Origin of the sequence: Actinomycetospora soli (genome assembly GCF_021026295.1) — a bacterium.
Lineage (GTDB): Bacteria > Actinomycetota > Actinomycetes > Mycobacteriales > Pseudonocardiaceae > Actinomycetospora > Actinomycetospora soli.
Genome location: NZ_JAJNDA010000004.1, coordinates 163,825 through 185,361, shown reverse-complemented (window position 1 = coordinate 185,361; position 21,537 = coordinate 163,825). Strand labels below are relative to the sequence as shown.

Here is a 21,537-nt window from a genome sequence, read left to right as displayed (position 1 = left end):
TCCGTCGGGGGACGGTCACGCGTACGACACCGCCGGGGCGGACCACGAGTCCGCCCCGGCGGTGGCGCGTACGACGCTGCTCGTCACGGTCACCGGACCGGACTTCCCCGGTGTGTCCGCGACCCTCTTCACCGTCCTCGCCGAGCACGGCGCCGAGATGCTCGACGTCCAGCAGGCGACGATCCACGGCCACCTGACCCTGTCGGTGCTCGTCGGCGTCGCCGGTGACCCGAACCGGCTGGCCCGCAGCCTCGACCTCGCGATCCCGGCGCTCGGGCTCGCGGTGACGGTGGAGACGGGCGGGGACGCCTCCTCGGTCCACCCGTACTCGACGCACGTGGTGTCGGTGCTCGGCCGGCCCATCGCGGCGGCGGACTTCGCCGAGGTGGCCCGGACGCTCGCCTCGCTGCGGGTCAACATCGACCGGGTGCGCCGCGTCGCCGACTACCCGGTGACCGGTCTCGAGCTGCGCATCTCCGTGCCCGGGGTGTCGCCGCCCACGGACACCGCCCTGCGTCAGGCGCTCGTCGGCGCCTCCCAGCGGGCGGGCGTGGACGTCGCGGTCCAGCGGGTCGGCATCGCCCAGCGCGCGAAGCGGCTCATCGTCTTCGACGTGGACTCCACCCTGGTCCAGGGCGAGGTCATCGAGATGCTCGCCGCCCACGCCGGGCGCGAGGACGAGGTCCGGGCGGTCACCGAGGCCGCAATGCGCGGGGAGATCGACTTCGCGGAGTCGCTGCACCGGCGGGTCGCGACCCTGGCGGGCCTGCCCGCCTCGTGCCTGGACGACGTGGCCGCGCAGATCCAGCTGACTCCCGGCGCCCGCACCACGGTGCGGACGCTCAAGCGGCTCGGGTACCGCTGCGGGGTGGTCTCCGGCGGGTTCACGCACGTCATCGACTACCTCGTGGAGGACCTCGGACTCGACTACGCGGCCGCCAACGAGCTCGAGATCGTGGACGGCCTGCTGACCGGCCGGGTCGTCGGCGAGGTGGTGGACCGGGCCGGGAAGGCGCGGTCGCTGCTGGACTTCGCGGCCCGCTTCGACGTGCCGATCGAGCAGACGGTGGCCGTCGGCGACGGCGCCAACGACCTCGACATGCTCGCCGCGGCCGGCCTGGGGATCGCGTTCAACGCCAAGCCCGTGGTCGCGGCAGCGGCCGACACGGCGCTCTCGTACCCGTTCCTCGACGCCGTTCTGTTCGTGCTCGGCGTGACCCGCGACGAGATCGAGGTCGCGGACGCCGCGGAGGGTCTCCTGCGCCGTGTCCCGCTCTGACCTGACCGCCCTCGCGCCCCTGGCGGCGCGGGTGTGCCCGTGGGCGACCGACCTCCCGGCCCCCGAGGTCGACGAGGACCCGGACGGCCCGGTGCGGGCGATGCCGGTCGTCCTGCGCATCGAGCGGCAGGACCCGCCGTCGCCCACCGCGCTGCTCGAGGCCGCCGCGGCGGCCGCCCTCGCGCTGTGTCTCGACGAGCGCTCGGCGCCCGAGGGGGAGTGGTTCGACGCGGTCGCGGCCTGGTGCGGGGCGGGTCGGATCCGCAAGCTGGCCCGGCGGGCGCGGACCTCGCACTGGCGGGCGGTGCAGGACGTGCCGGGCGTGACGGAGTCGGACCTGGTCCGTGCGCTCGTCCCGGGCCCGGTGGACGACGTCCCGCACGAGGTGCGGCGCCTGCAGATCGGCGGGACGGACCTTCCTGACGACCGCCCCGGTCCCGTCGAGCCCGGGCGGCCGGTGATCTGGCTGAACCCGCGCGTCGAGCAGTCGACCGGCAAGGCGGGCGCCCAGGTCGGGCACGCGAGCATGATCCTCGCGACGGTCGTGGCGTGGACCGGCGGCGACCCGGCCACGGTGGCCACGCCCGCCGTCCGGACGGCCTCGACGGCGGACTGGGACGTCTGGTGCGCGGCGCTCGACGACCCTCGGGCCGCCTGGGAGCGCCACGGCGTCGCCCCGGTGCGCGATGCGGGCTTCACCGAGGTGGCGCCGGGCACGGTCACCTGCATCGGGCAGGTGGCTGCGGGAGGCTGATCACCATGCCGACCGGACCGACCGTGATCGTCGCCAGCACGCGCGTGCGCTCCGAACGCATCGACGCGGAGAACCAGCCGTTGGTCGCGGCCCTGGTGGAGCGCGGCGCGGACGCGCGGGTGGAGCCGTGGGACAGCCCGGACGACGTGGCCGGCTGGTCGGCGGCGGACCTGGTGGCGGTGCGGACGACGTGGGACTACACCGGGCGCCGCGACGAGTTCCTGGCGTGGGCGCGCGCGGTGGCCGCGCGGACGGCGCTGCAGAACCCGCTCGAGGTGCTCGAGTGGAACTCGCACAAGCGCTACCTGGTCGAGCTCTCCGCGGCCGGGGTGCCGGTGGTCCCGACCCGCCTCGTGCCCGCGGGGTCGACGCCGGAGCCGCTGGGGCCGGCGCGGGTCGTGGTGAAGCCGGCGGTGTCGGCGGGCGGCCGGGAGACGTTCCTGGGGACCGGACCGGAGCTCTCGGAGACCCTCGCCGGCCTCGCGGCCACCGTCGACGTCCTGGTGCAGCCGGCGGTCGAGTCGATCGGGAGCGAGGGCGAGGTGTCGCTGATCCGGCTCGGCGACCGCTGGTCCCACGCGGTGCGGAAGTTCCCGGCGGCCGACGGGTTCCTGGTGCACGAGCGGCACGGCGGGCGGCTGGAGGACCACGAGCCGACGCCGCGCGAGCTCGACGTCGCCGAGCAGGCGCTCGCGCACGCGCCGGCGCCGGTGCACGCGGCGCGCGTGGACCTCGTGCGCATCGACGGGGAGCCGGTGGTGATGGAGCTCGAGCTCATCGAGCCCGAGCTGTTCCTGCGTCGCGCCCCCGAGGCCGCCGGGCGGCTCGCGGACGCGCTGCTCGCGTCGCTGTAGGTCAGTCGCCCCGGAGGCGTTCCAGGGCGCCGCGGACGACGGCGGGGTCGTTCGTCGTCCAGAACGGCGGCAACGAGCCCCGCAGGAAACCGCCGTACTGCTTCGTCGCGACCCGGGAGTCGAGGATCGCGACGACGCCGCGGTCACCGGTGCCGCGCAGGAGGCGCCCCGCGCCCTGGGCGAGCAGCAGCGCGGCGTGCGTGGCCGAGACGGTGAGGAAGCCGTTCCCGCCGCGGGCGTCGACCGCGCGCTGCCGGGCGGCGACAAGCGGGTCGTCGGGCCGGGGGAACGGGATGCGGTCGATCATGACGAGCTGCAGCGACTCGCCGGGCACGTCGACGCCCTGCCAGAGCGAGATGGTGCCGAACAGGACGCTGCCGGTCTCCGCGGCGAACTTCTGCACGAGGGTGTTCGTCGAGTCCTCGCCCTGGCAGAGCACGGTGCCGTCCCAGCGCCCGCGCAGGTCCTCGGTGGCCTGCTTGGCGGCGCGCATCGAGGAGAACAGGCCGAGGGCGCGCCCGCCGGCGGCGCGCACGAGCCCGTCGATCTCGTCTAGCATCGCGGGGGAGAGGCCGTCGCGGCCCGGCGGCGGGAGGTGGCGGGCGACGTACAGGATGCCGGCCTTGGCGTGCGCGAAGGGCGACCCGACGTCGAGCCCGTGCCACACGAGGTTGGTGGCGGGGTCGTTGCCGTGCCCGGACCCGTCGTCGGGGAGCTCGCTGCGCTGCGCGACCGGCAGCCCCCACTGCCGGGCGAGGGCGTCGAACGAGCCGCCGAGGACGAGCGTGGCGCTGGTGAGGACGACGGTCGACTGCCCGAACAGCCGGTGGGCGAGCAGGCCCGCGACCGACAGGGGCGCGACGTGCAGGGCCCGGACGGTGCTCGACCCGAGCTCGCGCTCGGAGAGCCAGACGACGTCCGGGCGGGTCGCGGGGTCCTCCCGGTCGAACGCGGTGAGCAGGCGACCCGCGACGTCGTGGACCTCCTCGACCATCGCGGCCGCGAACCGGCGGTTGGCGGCGTCGGCCTCGTTCTCCTTGGCGCCCTTCTCCCGCTCCGGGCCGAGCGCCTGCTTGCACGCCCACGCGGCGTTGCGGACGGCGGAGAGCATCCGGCCCACCGGCTCGGGGAGGTGCTCCCAGCGGCCGACGGGCGCGTCCAGCAGGACCGCGTCGAGCCCCTCGCCGGCGTCGACGAGCTGGTCGGCGAGGGCCTGGTCGACGAGCTTGGCGCAGCGGCGGGCGGCCGCGGTGGCGGTGGCGCCGGTGAGCTCGCCGGTGGCGACGGAGGTGACGCGGTCGACGAGGTTGTGGGCCTCGTCGACGACCACCACGTCGTGCTCGGGCAGCACCGCGCGGCCCTCGATGGCGTCGATCGCGAGGAGGGCGTGGTTGGTGACGACGACGTCGGCGGCGCCGGCCTTGTGCCGCGCGAGTTCGGAGAAGCAGTCCTCGGCGACGGGGCAGCGGGACGCGCCGAGGCACTCGCGGGCGGTGACGCTGACCTGACGCCAGGCGCGGTCGGGCACCCCGGGGACGAGCTCGTCGCGGTCGCCGGTGGACGTCTGCTCCGCCCACTCGTGCAACCGGGTGACCTGGCGGCCGAGGGCGGAGACCTGGAACGGGTCGAAGAGCTGCTCGTCGCCCGGGTCCTCGGCCTGGGCCCCGGACTCGATCTTGTGACGGCACAGGTAGTTGCCGCGGCCCTTGAGGATCGCGAACGTCGGCCTCCGGCCGAGGACGGGCTCGAGGGCCTTCGTCAGGCGCGGGAGGTCACGGTCGACGAGCTGGGCCTGCAGCGCGATCGTGGCGGTGGAGACGACGACGGCCTGGTCGGCCTCCAGCGCGTGCCGGATCGACGGGACCAGGTAGGCCAGCGACTTCCCGGTGCCGGTGCCGGCCTGCACCGCGAGGTGCTCCCCGGTCCGCAGGGCACGCTCGACGGCGGCCGCCATCTCCTGCTGGCCCGTCCGCTCCGTGCCGCCCAGCGCCTCGACGGCGGCGGCGAGCAGGTCGGCCACCGGGGCGGTGTCCGTGACCGACTCCGTCAGCTGTGCCATGCCCGCACCCCCTTCGGGGGCTCAGACTACGGAGGCGGCCGTCCGGTTCCCGGCACCGCCACGATTGCTCCGGCCGGACCAGTCAGCCGCGCAGTGGCGCGGACACCTCGTGGAGGTGGCGCAGCACCTGGCGGTAGGAGTCCAGGGGGCCGGACCGGGTGTACGGCAGCCCGTGCTCGCGGCAGAACGCCTCGACGAGCACCCGCGCCCGCGGCAGGTTCGGGCGCGGCATGCGCGGGAAGAGGTGGTGCGGCACCTGGTGCTCGAGGCCACCCAGCAGGTAGCCCAGGACGCGGCCGCCGCGCACGTCGCGCGAGGTGAGGACCTGCTTGTGCAGGTGGTCGAGCCGCGTACCCGGTGCGACCACCGGCATCCCCTTGTGGTTCGGGGCGAAGGCCAGGCCCATCGACAGACCCCACACACCCTGGTGGACGAGCACGAACACGACGGCCTGCCACGGCGTAAGGACCAGGAGCAGGGCTGCGGCGTAGCCGACGACGTGCACGGCGAGCAGCGTGATCTCGAGCGTCGGGCGCGCCACCTCCCGGCGCAGCGCCGCCTGCAACGCCACGAGGTGCAGGTTCCACCCCTCCAGCAGCAGGAGCGGCAGGAACAGCACCGCCTGGTGCGCGACGGCCCAGCGCGCGAAGCCACGCCGCGTGGCCGCCTGCTCCACGCTGAACGCGAGCACCGGGATGTCGATGTCCGGGTCGGCGTCGGCGTGGTTGGGCGAGGCGTGGTGGCTGTTGTGCTTGGCCACCCACTGGCCGAAGCTCATGCCGACGAGGCAGCCGTGGAGGTGGCCGACCACGTCGTTGGCCCGGCGTCCCGCGAAGATCTGGCGGTGCCCGGCGTCGTGACCGACGAACGCGAGCTGGGTCGTCGTGAGGCCGAGGACCACGGCGGTGGCGACCTGCCACCACGACGGACCGAGCAGGACGAAGGCGGTGACCGTTCCCGCCAGCAGCAGCAGGTTGCTCGTGAACACCGTCGCGTAGACCCCGGGCCGGCGCCGCAGCAGGTCGGCCGCCTTGATGCGGGTCGTGAGCTCGGTGAACGTCGGTTCGGTGCGGGCGGTGCCGCCGTGGACGGTCATGGTTCCTCGTTCCGGTGGACCGCGCGCTCCACCGCGGCACGGTCGTTCCTGGTCGTCGAGGAGGCCGTCGACCTCGTACGCGGGACCCGACGAGGTGGCGTACACCGATGGTGCCCCGTCGGGCGCCGTCGCACCCGGCGAGACGGAGATCACCCGGAGACGGCCGAGGACGGGTACCGTGTCGGGATCGGGGTCTCCAGCCCGGCACTCCTGCCGGCCGTCCCCGACGATCTGCCAGACCGGCCGCCGGGCGGCCTGGACGGGGCGCCGACGATGTCGGGACCAGCACGTGCGACCTCCCCCGTCCCGACGGCGGGTGTCCGGTGACCGCGCGCCCGCGCTCGACCGCGCCCGAGCTCCGGCTCGCGGAGACGCAGGCGGAGCAGGCGGAGGCCTCCGAAGCGGCCCGCGTGCGCGCCGCGCGGGTCGTGGCCGCCCGCAGCAGCGGCGTCGAGGACTGCCGAGAGCTGCTCGGCATGCTCGGCCTGCACGACGCGGCCGGTCTGCCCGGCCCGGCCCCGGCCCCGTACGTCGGGCCCGGGAGCGGCTGACCGACCCGGAGCGCGGGGGACCTCGACGGAGGTGTCAGGACGCACGGGCGAGCACGACGCCCGCCTCGCGCATCGTGCTGCACGCGGATTCCGTCGTCCCCGGCGCGACGCCGGCGGTCAGGTCGAGCAGCACCGTCGTCGAGAAGCCCTCGGCCGCGGCGTCGACCGCGGTGGCGCGCACGCAGTGGTCCGTGGCGATCCCGACCACCTCGACCAGGTCGACGCCGCGGTTGCGCAGCCAGTCGACGAGGCGCTCGCCGGACTCGGACGTGCCCTCGAACGCCGAGTAGGCGGCCGTGTGTCGGCCCTTCGAGAAGACCTCCTCGATCCGCGACACGTCGAGCTCAGGGTGGAATGCCGCCCCGGGCTCGCCGACCCGACAGTGCACGGGCCAGCTGTCCACGAAGTCGGGCTGCTCGGCGAAGTGCGCGCCCGGGTCCTCGTGGTAATCGCGGCTGGCGACGACGTGGGCGTAGCGACCGTGCTCCGCCGCGAGGTGGCGGGTGATCGCCGCGGCCGTCGCCGCCCCACCGGCGACGCCCATGGAGCCGCCCTCGCAGAAGTCGAGCTGGACGTCCACCACGATCAGCGCGCGGGTCATGTCGTCAGCCTATCGAGGGCCGGGTCCGCGGTTTGCCCCTCGCGCGGCCCCGTGATCTGCTCGCCCGGTGTCGAGTCTCGCCGTGAGCGCCTGGCTGGCCCCCACCTGGTCGGCCCCGGACCTCGTCGCCGTCGCGCGGGAGGTGGAGTCCGCCGGCTACGACGGGATCTGGGCGGCCGACCACTTCATGGGCAACACCGGGACCGAGGAGCGGTCCGACGTCGCGCTCCGGGACTGCTTCTCGGTGCTGGCGGGGCTCGCCACCGCGGTCCCCCGGGTGCGGCTCGGCAGCCTGGTCGCGGGCATCACCTACCGGCACCCGGCGGTCCTCGCGAACATCGCCGCGACGACCTCGGACCTGTCCGGTGGGCGTCTCGTCCTCGGGGTGGGGGCGGGCTGGCAGCTCAACGAGCACGCCGCCTACGGGATCCCGCTGGGCCCGGTCCGGGAACGGATCGACCGGTTCGAGGAGGCCCTCGCCGTGCTCGACGGCCTCCTGCGCCGGGACCGGACCACCGTGACCGGCGACCACTACACCGTCACGGACGCCCCGCAGGTGCCCGCGGCGGACCGGATACCGCTGCTGATCGGGGCATCCGGCGAGCAGCGGATGCTCGGCGTGGTCGCCCGGTGGGCCGACGAGTGGAACACCTGGTCCACCCCCGAGGTGTTCGCCCACAAGTCGGCCGTCCTCGACGAGCACTGCGAGCGGATCGGCCGGGACCCGCGGGAGATCCGGCGGTCCACCCAGGCCGTGTTCCTGATCGACGGGACGGCGCCCGGGTCCCGCTCCCCGGTCGTCGCGGGATCGGTGGCGCAGATCGTCGACACCATCGGGCGGTGGCGTGAGGCGGGCCTCGACGAACTGATCGTCCCGGCCATCCGGGACGACGTCGGGCCGGGCCGGGAGCTGCTCGGCCGGTTCGCGACGGAGATCCGCCCGCAGCTGGACTGACCGGGTCAGGGCACGAACGTCGTCGGGATCGCCGGCTCGCCCCGCGAGAGCTTGAGACCCTCCCACGGGATCGCGACGAGGTTGCGACGCAGGTGCTCGCGGGCCTCGGTCAACGACGGCAGCCCGGCCACCTGCTCGCCGGCCTTCACCAGGTCGATCGGCACCACGCGGTCGTGCTCGCCGATCGACACGGAGTGGTCGCGCCGGTGCACGACCTCCTCCACGGCCGTGCCGGTCGGGCGGTGGCGGCGCACGGCGGACTTCGCGCCGCCCCGCGACTCCTTCGACGACGACCGCTTGGCCACCGGCCGCCCGTCGACCTCGACGAGCTTGTAGACCATCCCCGCGGTGGGGGCGCCGGAGCCGGTGACGACCGACGTACCCACCCCGTACGCGTCGACCGGCTCGGCCCGCAGGCCGGCGATCGCGTGCTCGTCGAGGTCCCCGGAGAGCACCACGCGCGTCCGCGTGGCCCCGAGCGAGTCGAGCTGCTGGCGGGCGCGCTGCGCCATGACGCCGAGGTCACCGGAGTCGATGCGGACCGCGCCGAGCTCCGGGCCGGCCACGCGGACCGCCGTGTCGATGCCCTCGGTGATGTCGTAGGTGTCGACGAGCAGCGTGGTCCCGACCCCGAGCGCGGCCACCTGCGCGCGGAACGCCTCCTCCTCCGTGTCGTGCAGCAGGGTGAAGGCGTGGGCCGAGGTCCCCGTCGTCGGGACCCCGTAGCGGGCGGCGGCCTCGAGGTTCGAGGTCGCGTCGAAGCCCGCGAGGTAGGCGGCGCGGGCGCTCGCGACCGCGGCCTCCTCGTGGGTGCGCCGTGATCCCATCTCGATGAGCCGGCGACCCGCCGCCGCCGTCGTCATCCGCGCCGCGGCGGAGGCGATCGCGCAGTCGTGGTTGAGGATCGAGAGCACGAGCGTCTCGAGCAGCACGCACTCGGCGAAGGAGCCGGAGACCGACAGCACGGGGGAGCCCGGGAAGTACAGCTCGCCCTCGGGGTAGCCGACGACGTCGCCGCGGAAGCGGAAGCCCGCGAGGTGGTCGAGCACCCGCTCGGAGAGCGCGCCCGTCGCGCGCAGCGCCGCGAGCTCGTCGTCGCCGAAGGCGAACCGCGCGAGCGAGTCGAGGACCCGCGCGGTGCCCGCGACCACGCCGTAGCGCCGGCCGTGCGGCAGCGAGCGGGCGAACACCTCGAACGTGGCCCGCCGATCGGCGGTGCCGTCGGCCAGGGCCGCGTCGAGCATCGTCAGCTCGTACTGGTCGGTCATGAGCGCGGTGCCGCCCGTCATCTGGTCAGCTTAGGACGCGCAGCGCAGCGGAGCCGGACCCGTCGGGCTGGATGCAGCACCCGCCGGTCGACTGAGACGATGGGGACATGCGCCGTGCCACCGGGTCGAGCTCCGCTGCGCTGCGTCTCCCTGCCCTCTCGGCGCCGGTGGAGCCGGCGCCCACGGTCGAGGAGTTGCCCGACGAGCTCGTCGGCGCCGACACCCCGTGGCAGACGATCGTGTGGAACGACCCGGTCAACCTGATGTCCTACGTCACCTACGTGTTCCAGAAAATCTTCGGCTACGACAAGCAGAAGGCCACCGCGCTGATGATGGACGTGCATCAGAAGGGTCGGGCGACGGTGTCGTCGGGCAGCCGGGAGAAGGTCGAGGGCGACGTCGCGAAGCTCCACGCGGCGGGCCTGTGGGCGACGATGCAGCGGTCGTCGTGATCGGGGCGAGCGCAGCGACGGGGTGTGGGTAGGTCGTGCGCGCCTGGAAACGGCACGGGCGGGGCGAGCGCGCCCGCTACGTCGCGGTCCTCGACCCCGCCGAGGCCTCGGTGCTGCGCGGGCTCGTCGGGCAGGTCGACGACATGCTCTCCGGCCGCGCCGACGAGGTGCCGCAGGACGAGCTCGCCGAGCTCACCGGCATCCGCACCGGCCCGTCGACCGCGCCGGACGACCCGGTGCTCTCCCGGCTGCTGCCGGACTTCCACCGTCCCGACGCCGAGGGCGGCGCCGGTGCGGACGGGGCGGCGCTGTCGGCGGCGATGCGGTCGGTGCACGAGCCCGAACTGATCGCCGCCAAGCGCGACGCCGTCGCGACGGTGCTCGGCTCCTGCCCGGGCGGCGGTGGCCGCGTGGAGCTGACGGTGCCGCAGGCCGAGGCGTGGCTGTCCGCGGTCAACGACGTCCGGCTGGCGCTCGGCACCGCGCTCGAGGTGACCGAGGACATGCCCGACCAGCTGCCGCCGGACGACCCCCGGACCGACCACCTGCCCGTCTACCACTGGTTGACCTGGCTGCAGGACTCGTTGCTCACGGTGCTCCTGCCGTAGCCGCCCCGTAAGGTGGACGCCGTGCTCGTCATCCGCCGTGATCTCGTCGAGGAGTTGGTCGCGCACGCCCGCGCCGACCACCCGCGCGAGGCGTGCGGCCAGCTGCTGGGCCCGGAGGAGTCCGACCGGCCCGAGCGCTACGTGCCGATGACGAACGCCGACGACCCGGACGCACAGGGCAGCGACTACCGCTTCGACTCCCGCGAGCAGTTCGCCGTGTACAAGGAGGCGACGGAGCGCGACGAGGAGACCGTGGTGGTCTTCCACTCGCACACCCGCGTGCCGCGCCGCCCGCTGACCGACTCCGGCCTGCCCGAGGCGTACCCCTCGGTCAAGGACATCGAGTACATGGGCCTGCAGCCCGGCGTCCACTTCGTGATCGTGGCCATCACCGGCCCGGACTCCGACTACGACCTGCGGTCGTTCCTGCTCGACGACGCGGGTGAGGTCGTCGAGGACGACGTGCAGGTCGTGGAGAACTACATGTTCTCCCACACCGGCGCGGGTGACGTGCCGGACCGTTCCTGACGCACCCGGAACAACCCGGCGTCGTGCGACGCTGTCGTAGAGCAATCGATCCCGTCTCCTGGAGGAAAGCCGTGTCCGCCACCGTCTCGATCCCGACGATCCTGCGCACCCACACCGGTGGGGAGAAGCAGGTCAAGGCCGAGGGGTCGACGCTGCAGGAGGTCATCGCCGACCTCGAGGCCAACCACCCCGGTATCAAGGACCGGCTGGTGACCGACGGCGCGCTGCACCGCTTCGTCAACGTCTACGTCAACGACGAGGACGTCCGCTTCGCGGGCGGCCTCGACGCGCAGGTCCCGGACAACGGCACCGTGACGATCCTGCCCGCCGTCGCCGGCGGACGCTGAGCCCCGTTCCCCGGGCCGATGCGGCCCGGGGGCCGTCTCTTCTCTGGAGCACCCGATGGCGCGGTACGACTCGCTGATCCACGCCCTGGGCGACACCCCCGTCGTGGGGCTGCCGTCGTTCTCGCCGGCCCCGCACGTCCGGCTCTGGGCCAAGCTCGAGGACCGCAACCCGACCGGCTCGATCAAGGACCGCCCGGCCCTGCGGATGATCACCAAGGCCGAGGAGGACGGGCTGCTGACGCCCGGGTGCACGATCCTCGAGCCGACCTCCGGCAACACCGGCATCTCGCTGGCGATGGCGGCGAAGCTCAAGGGCTACTCGCTCGTGTGCGTCATGCCGGAGAACACGTCGGCCGAGCGGCGCCAGCTGCTCGAGATGTACGGCGCGCGGATCATCTTCTCGCCCGCGGCGGGCGGCTCGAACCAGGCCGTGGCCACCGCGAAGGAGATCGCGGCGCAGAACCCGGACTGGGTCATGCTCTACCAGTACGGCAACCCGGCGAACCCGCTCTCGCACTACGAGGGCACGGGGCCGGAGATCCTCCGCGACGTCCCGACGATCACGCACTTCGTGGCCGGTCTGGGCACCACCGGCACCCTGGTCGGCACCGGCCGTTACCTGCGCGAGCACAAGCCGGACTGCCAGATCATCGCCGCCGAGCCCCGCTACGGCGAGCTCGTGTACGGGCTGCGGAACATGGACGAGGGCTTCGTCCCGGAGCTCTACGACCCGGACATCCTCACCGGCCGCTACTCGGTCGGCGCCCAGGACGCCCTGCGGCGCACCCGCCAGCTCGTCGAGCAGGAGGGCATCTTCGCCGGCATCTCGACCGGCGGCATCCTGCACGCCGCGCTCGCCCAGGCCGAGAAGGCCGCGGGCAGCGACGACGAGGCGGACATCGTCATGATCGTGTGCGACGGCGGGTGGAAGTACCTGTCGACCGGCGCCTACTCCGGCACCCTGGAGGAGGCCGCGGAGGGGCTCGAGGGCCAGCTCTGGGCCTGATTTCTCAGGTTCCGTCGCTACTGTCGGAGTGGTGAGCACGCCGACGGTCCCCGCGAAGCCCCGCATCATCCCGGCGCGCCCGGCCCGCGCCGCCGTCGGGATGGTGCTCTTCCTCGCCCTGCTGTGGGTCATCGAGGCGGTCGACCAGTTCGTCCTCCGGGGCGCCCTGGACTACGACGGCATCGTCCCGCGCCAGGTCGACGGCCTGTCCGGGATCCTCTGGGCGCCCCTGCTGCACGCCGGCTGGGCCCACCTGATCGCGAACTCCCTGCCGTTCCTGGTGCTCGGGTTCCTCGTGCTGGCGGGCGGGCTCGGCCAGTTCATCGCCGTCACCGCCCTGGTCTGGCTGCTCGGCGGGTTCCTCACGTGGCTGACCGGCTTCGGCATCACCGTCGGGGCGTCCGGCGTGATCTTCGGGTGGCTGGCGTTCCTGCTGTTCCGCGGCTTCTTCGCCCGGTCCGGCCGCCAGATCGTCCTCGCCGTCGTGCTCTTCCTGGTCTACGGCGGGGTGCTCTGGGGCGTGCTGCCCGGTACGCCCGGCGTCTCCTGGCAGGCCCACCTCTTCGGCGCCCTCGCCGGGATCCTGGCCGCCCGCCTGGTCGCCGGCGCCGATCGGCGGGGTTCCCGGGGAACCCGGCCGTCCGACGGAGTGTCGCCCTCTCCGATCGGCCCGTAGGGTGCCCGCGTGGAACTGATCGTCCTGGGGTGTTCCGGCAGCGGGGCCGGACCCACCTCGCCCGCGTCCGGGTACCTCGTGCGCACCCGCTCCACGACGCTCGCGCTCGACCTGGGCAACGGCACCTTCGGCACGATGCAGCGCCACATGGACCCGTTCGACCTCGACGCGGTGGTCCTCTCGCACCTGCATCCCGACCACTGCGCGGACGTCTCGGGCCTGATCGTCCACCGCCGCTACCACCCCGACGGCCCCGGCAAGGTGCTCCCGCTGCACGGGCCGAGCGAGTCCGAGGTGCGCCTCGCCGTCGCCTACGCCCCGTCCTCCGACGAGCGCGTGGCCACCGACCTCACCGACGTCTTCGACTACCACGTCTTCGCCGACGGCCCGGCCGGCGTCGGGGACATCGCGCTGTCGAGCGCCCCGGTCGACCACCCCTGCGAGGCCTACGGCGTGCGGCTCGAGCACGACGGACGGGTGCTCGTGTACTCCGGTGACACCGGGCCGTGCGACTCGCTCGTCGAGCTCGCCCGCGGCGCCGACGTGCTGCTCTGCGAGGCCACCTGGACGGACTCGCCCGACCGTCCGCCGGGCGTGCACCTCTCCGGCAAGCAGGCCGGTGCGGTCGCCCGCGAGGCCGGCGTCAAGCGGCTGCTGATCACGCACGTCCCGGCCTGGTACGACGGGGCGGAGCTGCTCGCCGAGGCGCGCACGGAGTACTCCGGCCCGGCCGAGCTGGTGCGCCCCGACGGGCACTACACGATCTGAGAGCGCGTCCCTGCTCCGACCGGCACCCCGGGCACGGCGCCGACACCGGACGCCCGCAGGCCGGCGGCGCCTCAGCGCGCGGGCGCGCCGTCCGGGGTGTCGACGAGCCCGGCGGGGGAGTCGTCCGTGGTGCGGGGCGCCCGGGGGAGCAGCAGCGCGACGAGCCCGGCGACCGCGACGACCACGGCCGCCACCGCGAACGCCCGGGTGGTGCCCGCCGTCGACGCCGCGGCCGGGGAGGCGCCCACCGCGAGGAGGCCGTCGGCGCGGGACGTGGCGAGCGTGGACAGCACGGCCAGCCCGATCGCGCCGCCGACCTGACGGGAGGTGTTCAGCAGCCCGGACGCGAGCCCCGCCTGCGTGCGGTCGACGCCGGAGGTGGCCGCCCCGGCCAACGGGGTGAGCGCGATCCCCATGCCGAGCCCCACCGCGACGCCGGGACCCAGCACACCGCCGACCCACGTCGACTCCGGCGTCAGCAGCGCGAACCACGCGAAGCCGGCCGCCGTCAGGAAGGCCCCGCCGACGAGGAGGGGACGGGTCCCGACGCGGCCCAGCAGCCGGGACGAGAGCTGGGAGCCGAGCACGATCGAGCCGGACTGGGGCAGGAACGCCAGCCCGGCCGTGAGGGCGTCGAAGCCGAGGACGCCCTGCATGTGGATCGAGACGAAGTACCACATGGCGAACATGGCCGAGGCGATCAGCGCCATCGTCGCGTTGGCCACGCTGACCGGCCGGATGCGGAAGATGCCGAGCGGCACCAGCGGCGAGGCGATCCGGGTCTCGAGGAACACGAAGCCCGTGAGCAGCACCGCGGCGACGACGAAGCTCCCCCACGTCAGCGGCGCCGCCCAGCCGGCGGTCTCGCTGGTGACCACCCCGTGCACGAACGCGACGAGGCCGCCGGTGACGAGCAGGGCGCCGCCCGTGTCGAGCCGCGGTCGGTCGTCCGCGCGGGTCTCGGACACCGCGATCCGGGCCAGGACCGCCGTCAGGATCACGACCGGCACGTTGACCAGGAAGATCCAGCGCCAGCTGAGGAAGTTCACGAGCACCCCGCCCGCGATGCCGCCCACGGCGCCGCCGACCCCGCCGACCGCGGCCCAGGCCCCGAGCGCCCGGGAGCGGGCGGCGCCCTCGGTGAACGTGGTGGTGAGGATCGTCAGGGTGGCGGGGGAGAGCACCGCGCCGCCGAGGCCCTGCGCGGCGCGGGCGGCGAGGACGAGCCCCTGCGAGTCGGCCAGCCCGCCGACCAGCGACGCGACCCCGAACAGCACGAGCCCGGCCAGGAACATCCGCCGGCGCCCGAAGAGGTCCGCCGCGCGGCCGCCGAGCAGCAGGACCCCGGCGAACGCCAGCGTGTAGGCGCTGACCACCCACTGCAGCCCGACCGCCGAGAACCCCAGCGCCTCGCGCATCGCCGGCAGCGCGACGTTCACGATCGACACGTCGAGCACGACCATGAACTGCGCGAGGCAGGCGACGAGGAGGACGAGACGATCCCGGGGCACGTCCTGCACGCTAACCGGGGGGTCCGACGACGTCGCCCCGGAACGACGCCTCCTAGGGTGGGCGACCGTGGCACGCAGTGACGGCAGGTCCGACGACGAACTCCGCCCCATCGAGATCCGCCGGGGGTTCCAGCAGCACCCCGCCGGGTCCGTGCTGGTGTCCTTCGGCAACACCCGCGTGCTCTGCGCGGCGAGCGTCACCGAGGGCGTGCCGCGCTGGCGGCGCGACTCCGGGCTCGGCTGGCTGACCGCCGAGTACGCGATGCTGCCCTCGGCGACCCACACCCGCTCCGACCGCGAGTCGGTGAAGGGCCGGGTCGGCGGGCGCACGCACGAGATCAGCCGCCTCGTCGGCCGCTCGCTGCGCGCGGCGATCGACCTCAAGGCGCTCGGCGAGAACACGATCCAGCTGGACTGCGACGTGCTCCAGGCCGACGGCGGCACCCGCACCGCGGCCATCACGGGCGCGTACGTGGCGCTCGCCGACGCCGTCACGTGGCTCGGTGCGAAGAAGAAGCTGGCCGACCCCAACCCGCTCTCGTGCTCGATCGCCGCGGTGTCGGTGGGCGTGGTGGACGGTCGGGTGCGCCTCGACCTGCCCTACGAGGAGGACAGCCGCGCCGAGGTCGACATGAACGTCGTCGCCACCGACGCCGGCACGCTCGTGGAGGTCCAGGGCACGGGCGAGGGCGCGACGTACACCCGCGCCACCCTCGACGCCATGCTCGACTCCGCCCTCGCCGGCATCGCGAAGCTCACCGAGGCCCAGGCCGCCGCGCTGGCCGAGCCGTACCCGGGGGAGCTGCCGTGAAGGTCCTCCTGGCCACTCGCAACGACGCCAAGCTCGCCGAGCTGCGCGACATCGTCTCCGGGCTCGGTGTCGAGGTGATCGGGCTGAACGAGGTCCCGGAGTTCCCGGAGGCGCCCGAGACCGGCGCGACGTTCGCCGAGAACTCGCTGGCCAAGGCCCGCGACGCGTGCGCCGCGACGGGCATGCTCGCCGTCGCCGACGACTCCGGGCTCGCCGTGGACGCGCTCAACGGGATGCCGGGCGTGCTGTCCGCGCGCTGGTCGGGCTCGACCGGCGACCGCCGGGAGAAGGACGCGAAGAACCTCGCTCTGGTGCTCGACCAGATGGCCGACGTCCCCGAGGAGCGTCGCGGCGCAGCGTTCGTCTGCGCGGCGGCGGCCGTACACCCGGACGGGCGGGAGGTCGTCGTCACCGAGCGCTGGCCCGGGCGGCTCATCCGCTCCTCGCGCGGCGTCAACGGCTTCGGCTACGACCCGGCCTTCGTTCCCGACGGCGGGTCGCTGACCTCCGCGGAGATGTCGCCGGAGGAGAAGAACGCGGTGTCCCACCGTGCGCGGGCGTTCCGGGCGCTGGCGCCGGAGCTGCGGAAGCTCGTCGGGGACGCCCCGTCGTCGTGAACCAGCAGTACTTCGCCGAGGAGCCGACCACGCCGTCGGCGCCCGAGCCCGCGCGGCTGGACGTGCGGGGCCTGTCGTTGTCGGTCACGACCGACTCCGGGGTGTTCGCCCGCGGGCGGCTCGACAAGGGGACGCGCGTCCTGCTCGAGCACGCCCCGGAGCCCGAGCGGGGCGGCGACCTGCTCGACCTCGGCTGCGGGTGGGGCCCGATCTCGCTGTGGCTGGCGACGATCCGGCGGCGCTCGACCGTGTGGGCGGTGGACGTGAACACCCGGGCGCTCTCGCTCACCGAGCAGAACGCCCGGGCCGCCGGACTGGGCAACGTGCGGGCCTGCCGTCCGGACGAGGTCCCCGACGACGTCCGCTTCGCCGGCATGTGGTCCAACCCGCCGATCCGCGGCGGCAAGACCGCGTTGCACGACCTGCTCCTGCAGTGGCTCCCGCGGGTCGACGGACCCAGCCACCTCGTCGTCGCGAAGAACCTCGGATCCGACTCGCTCGCGCGGTGGCTGGGCGATCAGGGGTACAGGGTGTCGAGACTGTCGTCGAACGCGGGGTTCCGCGTGCTGGAGGTCGTTCTCGATGCTGGCGGTGGAACGGAGCGGTAGCGGTGCCCCGGTGCTCTGCCTGCACGGATGGCCGGGCGGGGTGTCGGACTACCGGCTCCTGACGCCGTTGCTGGTGGACGTCGCGGAGGTGGTCGTCCCGCACCTGCCGGGGTTCGGGCGCTCCTTCACCCCCGGTGACGAGCTGCGGCCGCCGTCGGACTTCGACCGCGCGCACCTGGTGGCGGCGCTCGGGGAGCTGGACCTGGCCCCGGCCGTCGTCGTGGGCTACGACGTCGGGATCACGACGGCGGTCGCCTACGCGCGCGAGTACCCCGACCGCGTCCGGGCCCTCGTCCTCGGCAACACCCTGGCGCCGTCGGTGACGGTGGAGGCGGTGCTGTCCGACTCCTACCGGCCCGAGTTCTGGTACCAGGACTTCCACCAGCTCGAGCTGGCCCGTCGGCTGATCGACTCGAACCCGGCCGCCGTCCGCACGTACCTGGAGCACTTCTGGTCGCACTGGGGTGCGCGGCCGGAGGCGGTCGTCGACGAGCAGCTCGTCGAGGACTACTCGCGGCCGGGGGCGTTCACGGCGTCGATGAACTGGTACCGCTCCGGCTCGTCGTCGCTGTACACGGCGCTCGGGCTGCGGGGCGTGACGGACTTCCCGCCGCCGGTCGACGTGCCGGCCACGGTCATCTGGGGCGCGCAGGACCCGATCTTCCCGGCCGCGTTCGCCTCGGCGGTGCCGGACCTGCTGCCGCGCGCGGAGGTGCGGGTGCTCGACGACGTCGGGCACTTCACGCCGATCGAGGCGGCGCCGGAGATGGCGGAGGCGATCCGGTCGTACCTCTGAGGGGCTTCCCGACGAGGGTGCGGTGCCTTGTCGCGGTCTCCTCCCCGGCCCGCGTCGCCTTGTCGTTGTGAATCACAACGACAAGGTGGGGCGGCCGAGGTGGTAACCCGCGACAGGAGCGAGACCGCCTAGAGTGACCGCACCCGCCGTCGGGAACCACCACTAACCCGAACGGTGCACCGGCGTAGCCCAATGGCAGGAGGCAGCGGCTTTAGGTGCCGCACAGTGTGGGTTCGAATCCCATCGCCGGTACGTCAGAGCTTCAGATCGCGCAGCAACCGGCCCACGTGGCCGGTGGCCTTGACCCCGTACTGGGCGACCTCGATCTTCCCCTCCGCGTCGACCACGAAGGTCGAGCGGATGACGCCCACCGAGGTGCGGCCGTACATCGTCTTCTCGCCCCACGCGCCCCAGGCGGGCATGACCGTCTTGTCGACGTCCGAGAGCAGCGGGAACGTCAGGCCCTGGTCGGCGCGGAATTTCGCGAGCTTCTCCGGCTTGTCCGGGGAGATGCCGACGACGTCGATGCCGGCGTCGTTCAGCGTCGCCAGGTTCTCGGTGAAGTCGCAGGCCTGCTTGGTGCAGCCCGGCGTGTTCGCGGCGGGGTAGAAGTAGACGACCACCCGTCGTCCGCGGTAGTCCGCCAGGGAGACCGTCTCGCCCGTGTCGGAGGTCAGCGAGAAGTCCGGGGCGACGTCACCCGGGGTCAGGCGGTTATCGGCAGCCACGGGCGGGCACGATAGCCGGGCGAGCGGAGCGACGGGGAATCGATACCGCTCACATGTCGTCGGCCACCGTGCGGCGCGTCGTCCCCGGGGTCGACGCGCGAGGGCGACACGATGCCGCCACCATGGCGGCACCCGAGGTGCCGAAGAGCACGTACCGAGAAGGACGAGGGAGGCTCCGTGGCACGCGACCCGGACACCATCGAGCGAGAGATCGAGCAGGCTCGCGAGGCGCTCGCCGGGGCGCTGGACGAGCTCTCCGAGCGGGCCAACCCGCAGCGTCTCGCCGATCAGGGCAAGGAGATGGCCGCCGAGAAGTGGGCGGACCCGAAGATCAAGTACGCCGTGATCGCGGCGGGCACGTTGATCGGGCTGCTGGTGCTGCGGAAGCTGTTCAAGTAGCCGGTCGTACGGCTGTGGGCGGGTACCGCGAGGTGATAGGAACCTCGCAGTGCCCGCCCGCTGTCGTTTCCGGAGGTTCCCGCCGTGTCGACGTCGTCGTCGCAACTGACTCCCGCCGCGCAGGCGTTCCGCGCCGCGCGTGACCTGCTCGTCGAGCGACAGACCGACTACGACGCCGCCCGCCGCGACTTCGCGTGGCCGCAGATGGACGAGTTCAACTGGGCGCTGGAGCACTTCGACGCGATCGGGCGTGACCCGGCGTCGGCGGACCGCGCCGCGCTGTGGATCGTCGAGCAGGACGGCTCCGAGGCGAAGTACTCCTTCGCCGACATGACCGCGCGGTCCAACCGCGCCGCGAACTGGCTGCGCTCGCTCGGCGTGCGCCGCGGCGACCGGATCATCCTGATGCTCGCCAACCAGGTCGAGCTCTGGGACACGATCCTCGCGGCGATGAAGCTCGGTGCGGTGCTGATCCCGTCGACGCCGATGCTCGGCGCGGCCGACCTGCGCGACCGCATCGACCGCGGTGCGGCCGCCCACGTCGTGGTCCGCGACGCCGACGTCGACAAGTTCGCCGACGTGCCGGGCGACTACACGAGGGTGGCGGTCGGGTCCTCCGTCCCCGAGGGCTGGCAGGACTTCGCGTCGGCGTCCGCCGAGTCGGCCGAGTTCGAGCCCGACGGTCCCACGCGGGCCGACGACACGCTGCTCCTGTACTTCACCTCGGGCACCACGTCGAAGCCGAAGCTGGTGCAGCACACGCACGTCTCATACCCCGTCGGGCACCTCTCGACGATGTACTGGATCGGGCTGCAGCCCGGCGACGTGCACTGCAACGTGGCCTCCCCGGGCTGGGCGAAGCACGCCTGGTCGAACGTGTTCGCGCCGTGGTGCGCCGAGGCGACGATCTTCATCTACAACTACTCCCGCTTCGACGCGGACGCGATGCTGCGCACGCTGGTCGACCACGGCGTCACCACGTTCTGCGCGCCGCCGACGGTGTGGCGGATGCTCATCCAGGCCGACCTCAAGGCCTGGAAGGTGCCGATGCGCGAGCTCGTCGGCGCCGGCGAGCCGCTCAACGCCGAGGTCATCGAGCAGGTCCGCGAGGCCTGGGGGCTCACGATCCGCGACGGCTTCGGCCAGACCGAGTCGTCGCTGCAGATCGCGAACACCCCGGGGCAGCCGGTCAAGGACGGCTCCATGGGCCGCCCGCTGCCGGGCTTCGAGATCGCGCTGGTCGACCCCGTGTCGGGGGCGGTCGGCGAGGAGGGCGAGATCTGCGTCGACCTCTCGGAGCGGCCGGTCGGGCTGATGGTCGGGTACGCCGACGACGAGGAGCGCAACGCCGAGGTCATGCGCGGCGGCTACTACCACACCGGCGACGTGGGAGCCCGGGACGCGGACGGCTACATCACCTACGTCGGCCGCTCCGACGACGTGTTCAAGGCGTCGGACTACCGCATCTCGCCGTTCGAGCTCGAGAGCGTGCTCATCGAGCACGACGCGGTCGCCGAGGCCGCCGTCGTGCCCTCGCCCGACCCGCTCCGGCTCGCCGTCCCGAAGGCCTACGTGGTCCTCGCGCGCGGCTTCTCCCCGGACGAGTCGACGGCCCGCTCGATCCTCGAGTACTGCCGCGAGCACCTGCCCGCCTACAAGCGCGTGCGCCGCCTGGAGTTCGCGGAGCTGCCCAAGACGATCTCCGGGAAGATCCGTCGCGTCGAGCTGCGCGGGCGCGAGAACGAGCTGCGTCCGAACGGGGAGGGCACGCCCGACGGCGAGTTCTCCGACGAGTCGCTCGGCCTGCGGTCGTGAGCTTCGCGTTCCCGGTCGTCCCGCGGTACGCCGAGGTCGACCAGCAGGGTGTGGTGTTCTTCGGCCACTACCTGACCTGGTGCGACGAGGCGATGACGGGCTTCCTGGCCTCGGTCGGCTACGCGTACCCCGAGATGATCGCGGACGGCGTGGACATCCAGGTCGTGCACGCGTCGCTGGACTACGCCACGTCCGTGCGCTGGGGCGACGACGTCTCGCTGGTCGTGACCAACGAGAAGGTCGGGACGACGTCGCTGTCGTCCCGGGTGACCGTCCGGCGCCGCGGCGACGACGGCTGGGAGGACGCCGTGACGGTGTCGCTGGTGCACGTGTGCGTCGACGCGTCGGCGTTCACGAAGGTGCCGGTGCCGCCGCGGCTGGCCGAGGGGCTCGCGGGCGCACGGGACTGAGCCCGTTCCCGACGGCGGGTCGGGCGCCGGCCGTGCCGGC

25 protein-coding genes and 1 tRNA gene are annotated in these 21,537 nt (G+C 73.6%); 20 read left to right on the top strand and 6 right to left on the bottom strand.

Annotated features, from left to right (window positions below; translation table 11 throughout):
• The first annotated feature begins 61 nt into the window (after positions 1 to 61).
• The 3 genes from serB to LN037_RS07885 are packed head-to-tail and all read left to right on the top strand — an operon-like array spanning position 62 to position 2,887.
• Positions 62 to 1,279 (top strand): phosphoserine phosphatase SerB, encoded by a 1,218-nt coding sequence (serB, locus tag LN037_RS07895; protein WP_230751607.1) that lies wholly within the window; start codon positions 62 to 64, stop codon positions 1,277 to 1,279.
• Entirely contained in the window at positions 1,266 to 2,033 is a 768-nt protein-coding gene (locus LN037_RS07890; protein WP_230751392.1) for a peptidyl-tRNA hydrolase, read from the top strand. The genes serB and LN037_RS07890 overlap by 14 nt, the downstream gene beginning before the upstream one ends.
• 5 nt (positions 2,034 to 2,038) lie before the next feature.
• Positions 2,039 to 2,887: an ATP-grasp domain-containing protein gene (locus LN037_RS07885; protein ID WP_230751391.1), complete on the top strand. Its 849-nt coding sequence runs from the start codon at positions 2,039 to 2,041 to the stop codon at positions 2,885 to 2,887.
• A gap of 1 nt (position 2,888) precedes the next feature.
• On the opposite strand, the gene LN037_RS07880 is transcribed toward LN037_RS07885, so the two are convergent.
• Both LN037_RS07880 and LN037_RS07875 read right to left on the bottom strand, forming a co-directional pair.
• On the bottom strand, positions 2,889 to 4,946 hold the full coding sequence (locus tag LN037_RS07880; RefSeq protein WP_305058222.1) for an ATP-dependent DNA helicase: 2,058 nt from the start codon (positions 4,944 to 4,946) through the stop codon (positions 2,889 to 2,891).
• Between the two features lie 82 nt (positions 4,947 to 5,028).
• Positions 5,029 to 6,042: a fatty acid desaturase family protein gene (locus LN037_RS07875; RefSeq protein WP_230751390.1), complete on the bottom strand. Its 1,014-nt coding sequence runs from the start codon at positions 6,040 to 6,042 to the stop codon at positions 5,029 to 5,031.
• 323 nt (positions 6,043 to 6,365) lie between these two features.
• Between LN037_RS07875 and LN037_RS07870 the strand changes: the two genes are divergently transcribed.
• Positions 6,366 to 6,593 (top strand): hypothetical protein, encoded by a 228-nt coding sequence (locus LN037_RS07870; RefSeq protein WP_230751389.1) that lies wholly within the window; start codon positions 6,366 to 6,368, stop codon positions 6,591 to 6,593.
• A gap of 34 nt (positions 6,594 to 6,627) precedes the next feature.
• On the opposite strand, the gene LN037_RS07865 is transcribed toward LN037_RS07870, so the two are convergent.
• A complete protein-coding gene (locus LN037_RS07865) occupies positions 6,628 to 7,194 on the bottom strand; it encodes an isochorismatase family protein (protein ID WP_230751388.1) in 567 nt (188 codons plus the stop codon).
• Positions 7,195 to 7,276: 82 nt separating this feature from the next.
• Between LN037_RS07865 and LN037_RS07860 the strand changes: the two genes are divergently transcribed.
• Entirely contained in the window at positions 7,277 to 8,149 is an 873-nt protein-coding gene (locus LN037_RS07860; protein ID WP_230751387.1) for an LLM class flavin-dependent oxidoreductase, read from the top strand.
• Between the two features lie 5 nt (positions 8,150 to 8,154).
• Here LN037_RS07860 and LN037_RS07855 read toward each other — a convergent pair whose 3' ends face one another.
• Positions 8,155 to 9,438, bottom strand: coding sequence for a nicotinate phosphoribosyltransferase (locus LN037_RS07855; RefSeq protein ID WP_230751386.1), 1,284 nt, complete (start codon positions 9,436 to 9,438; stop codon positions 8,155 to 8,157).
• Positions 9,439 to 9,524: 86 nt separating this feature from the next.
• Between LN037_RS07855 and clpS the strand changes: the two genes are divergently transcribed.
• The 7 genes from clpS (at position 9,525) to LN037_RS07820 (ending at position 13,802) form a co-directional block, all read left to right on the top strand.
• On the top strand, positions 9,525 to 9,869 hold the full coding sequence (gene clpS, locus LN037_RS07850) for an ATP-dependent Clp protease adapter ClpS (protein ID WP_230751385.1): 345 nt from the start codon (positions 9,525 to 9,527) through the stop codon (positions 9,867 to 9,869).
• A gap of 35 nt (positions 9,870 to 9,904) precedes the next feature.
• Positions 9,905 to 10,477 carry a DUF2017 domain-containing protein gene (locus LN037_RS07845; RefSeq protein ID WP_230751384.1) on the top strand — a complete coding sequence of 191 codons (573 nt, stop codon included), beginning with the start codon at positions 9,905 to 9,907 and terminating at the stop codon, positions 10,475 to 10,477.
• Between the two features lie 21 nt (positions 10,478 to 10,498).
• On the top strand, positions 10,499 to 11,005 hold the full coding sequence (locus LN037_RS07840; protein ID WP_308286121.1) for a M67 family metallopeptidase: 507 nt from the start codon (positions 10,499 to 10,501) through the stop codon (positions 11,003 to 11,005).
• Positions 11,006 to 11,076: 71 nt separating this feature from the next.
• On the top strand, positions 11,077 to 11,352 hold the full coding sequence (locus tag LN037_RS07835) for a MoaD/ThiS family protein (RefSeq protein ID WP_230751382.1): 276 nt from the start codon (positions 11,077 to 11,079) through the stop codon (positions 11,350 to 11,352).
• A gap of 55 nt (positions 11,353 to 11,407) precedes the next feature.
• Positions 11,408 to 12,358 carry a PLP-dependent cysteine synthase family protein gene (locus LN037_RS07830; protein ID WP_230751381.1) on the top strand — a complete coding sequence of 317 codons (951 nt, stop codon included), beginning with the start codon at positions 11,408 to 11,410 and terminating at the stop codon, positions 12,356 to 12,358.
• 31 nt (positions 12,359 to 12,389) lie between these two features.
• Positions 12,390 to 13,034 (top strand): rhomboid family intramembrane serine protease, encoded by a 645-nt coding sequence (locus LN037_RS07825; RefSeq protein WP_230751380.1) that lies wholly within the window; start codon positions 12,390 to 12,392, stop codon positions 13,032 to 13,034.
• 9 nt (positions 13,035 to 13,043) lie between these two features.
• Positions 13,044 to 13,802 carry an MBL fold metallo-hydrolase gene (locus LN037_RS07820; protein ID WP_230751379.1) on the top strand — a complete coding sequence of 253 codons (759 nt, stop codon included), beginning with the start codon at positions 13,044 to 13,046 and terminating at the stop codon, positions 13,800 to 13,802.
• A gap of 71 nt (positions 13,803 to 13,873) precedes the next feature.
• On the opposite strand, the gene LN037_RS07815 is transcribed toward LN037_RS07820, so the two are convergent.
• On the bottom strand, positions 13,874 to 15,313 hold the full coding sequence (locus tag LN037_RS07815; protein ID WP_230751378.1) for a DHA2 family efflux MFS transporter permease subunit: 1,440 nt from the start codon (positions 15,311 to 15,313) through the stop codon (positions 13,874 to 13,876).
• Between the two features lie 67 nt (positions 15,314 to 15,380).
• On the opposite strand from LN037_RS07815, the gene rph reads away from it, so the two are divergent.
• The 5 genes from rph (at position 15,381) to LN037_RS07790 (ending at position 18,397) form a co-directional block, all read left to right on the top strand.
• Positions 15,381 to 16,124 (top strand): ribonuclease PH, encoded by a 744-nt coding sequence (gene rph, locus LN037_RS07810; RefSeq protein WP_230751377.1) that lies wholly within the window; start codon positions 15,381 to 15,383, stop codon positions 16,122 to 16,124.
• Positions 16,121 to 16,741 carry an RdgB/HAM1 family non-canonical purine NTP pyrophosphatase gene (gene rdgB, locus LN037_RS07805; RefSeq protein ID WP_230751376.1) on the top strand — a complete coding sequence of 207 codons (621 nt, stop codon included), beginning with the start codon at positions 16,121 to 16,123 and terminating at the stop codon, positions 16,739 to 16,741. The genes rph and rdgB overlap by 4 nt, the downstream gene beginning before the upstream one ends.
• Complete coding sequence (locus LN037_RS07800; RefSeq protein WP_230751375.1) at positions 16,738 to 17,349, top strand: class I SAM-dependent methyltransferase; 612 nt, start codon at positions 16,738 to 16,740, stop codon at positions 17,347 to 17,349. The genes rdgB and LN037_RS07800 overlap by 4 nt, the downstream gene beginning before the upstream one ends.
• Positions 17,333 to 18,145 carry an alpha/beta fold hydrolase gene (locus tag LN037_RS07795; protein ID WP_230751374.1) on the top strand — a complete coding sequence of 271 codons (813 nt, stop codon included), beginning with the start codon at positions 17,333 to 17,335 and terminating at the stop codon, positions 18,143 to 18,145. The genes LN037_RS07800 and LN037_RS07795 overlap by 17 nt, the downstream gene beginning before the upstream one ends.
• 178 nt (positions 18,146 to 18,323) lie before the next feature.
• Positions 18,324 to 18,397 (top strand) — tRNA-Leu (locus LN037_RS07790).
• Between the two features lie 2 nt (positions 18,398 to 18,399).
• Here LN037_RS07790 and bcp read toward each other — a convergent pair.
• Positions 18,400 to 18,873, bottom strand: a complete 474-nt coding sequence (bcp, locus tag LN037_RS07785; protein WP_230751373.1) for a thioredoxin-dependent thiol peroxidase — start codon at positions 18,871 to 18,873, stop codon at positions 18,400 to 18,402.
• A 177-nt stretch (positions 18,874 to 19,050) separates the two neighbouring features.
• On the opposite strand from bcp, the gene LN037_RS07780 reads away from it, so the two are divergent.
• From LN037_RS07780 to LN037_RS07770, 3 genes are all read left to right on the top strand, one after another.
• A complete protein-coding gene (locus tag LN037_RS07780) occupies positions 19,051 to 19,272 on the top strand; it encodes a DUF3618 domain-containing protein (RefSeq protein ID WP_179796856.1) in 222 nt (73 codons plus the stop codon).
• An 84-nt stretch (positions 19,273 to 19,356) separates the two neighbouring features.
• Positions 19,357 to 21,087 carry an AMP-binding protein gene (locus tag LN037_RS07775; RefSeq protein WP_308286120.1) on the top strand — a complete coding sequence of 577 codons (1,731 nt, stop codon included), beginning with the start codon at positions 19,357 to 19,359 and terminating at the stop codon, positions 21,085 to 21,087.
• Positions 21,084 to 21,497 carry an acyl-CoA thioesterase gene (locus tag LN037_RS07770; RefSeq protein WP_230751372.1) on the top strand — a complete coding sequence of 138 codons (414 nt, stop codon included), beginning with the start codon at positions 21,084 to 21,086 and terminating at the stop codon, positions 21,495 to 21,497. The genes LN037_RS07775 and LN037_RS07770 overlap by 4 nt, the downstream gene beginning before the upstream one ends.
• The last annotated feature ends 40 nt before the right edge of the window (positions 21,498 to 21,537 follow it).

Excerpts from the sequence above, each read along its gene's own strand:
- LN037_RS07885 (WP_230751391.1), top strand. The coding sequence starts at position 2,039 with ATGCCGACCGGACCGACCGTGATCGTCGCCAGCACGCGCGTGCGCTCC.
- LN037_RS07880 (WP_305058222.1), bottom strand. The coding sequence starts at position 4,946 with ATGGCACAGCTGACGGAGTCGGTCACGGACACCGCCCCGGTGGCCGAC.
- LN037_RS07875 (WP_230751390.1), bottom strand. The coding sequence starts at position 6,042 with ATGACCGTCCACGGCGGCACCGCCCGCACCGAACCGACGTTCACCGAG.
- LN037_RS07865 (WP_230751388.1), bottom strand. The coding sequence starts at position 7,194 with ATGACCCGCGCGCTGATCGTGGTGGACGTCCAGCTCGACTTCTGCGAG.
- LN037_RS07855 (WP_230751386.1), bottom strand. The coding sequence starts at position 9,438 with ATGACGGGCGGCACCGCGCTCATGACCGACCAGTACGAGCTGACGATG.
- clpS (WP_230751385.1), top strand. The coding sequence starts at position 9,525 with ATGCGCCGTGCCACCGGGTCGAGCTCCGCTGCGCTGCGTCTCCCTGCC.
- LN037_RS07830 (WP_230751381.1), top strand. The coding sequence starts at position 11,408 with ATGGCGCGGTACGACTCGCTGATCCACGCCCTGGGCGACACCCCCGTC.